Below are 541 nucleotides of genomic sequence, written 5' to 3' on the forward strand. Positions count from 1 at the left end.
GGTCGAGCCGGTATCGACCATGTTCTTGGTGGTCGAATCGCGTGCGCTGCGGTACGACGCGCCCGGGTCGTAGGTCACGCCAATCGAGAACCCGCTCGACTTGCTGGACTGGCTCGATTGCGACTCGACCGTGTCTTGGCGTGCCACCAATGCGATGTCCTTGGCCACCAGCGTCACGTCCTTGCCGGCACCGATGTCCGAGGCTGCGATGGTCAGCTGGTTGCCTGCACTGATGACCAGGTTGCCATCGGTCGAGCCGACCGAGGAGGCGACCTGGGTGACTGAGCGCGTGGACTCCTGGCTGTCACTACTGGACTTCGCATAGCCCACGCTCGCCACACCGCCACCAGAACTGCCGGTCAAACCGGACTTCTTCTGGCGAATGCTGTGCGCTTCGCTGCTGGTGTCCTGCGCGGATTCGATGGTGACGTTGTTGCCGGCTGCCAGGCGCACATTGCCGTCTGCGAGGACCGTCGAGCCCACCACGGCAAGGTCGTTGCCGGCCACCATGTTGACGGACTTGCCGCTGAGCGATGAACCC

General features: G+C 64.0%; 1 protein-coding gene. It reads right to left on the reverse strand.

The features are described 5' to 3' along the window. Positions 1–541 (reverse strand): hemagglutinin repeat-containing protein (locus XpruCFBP8353_RS23105; protein ID WP_133125724.1); only part of this gene is annotated, 541 nt, incomplete at both ends.

The organism is Xanthomonas prunicola (assembly GCF_002846205.1).
GTDB lineage: Bacteria > Pseudomonadota > Gammaproteobacteria > Xanthomonadales > Xanthomonadaceae > Xanthomonas > Xanthomonas prunicola.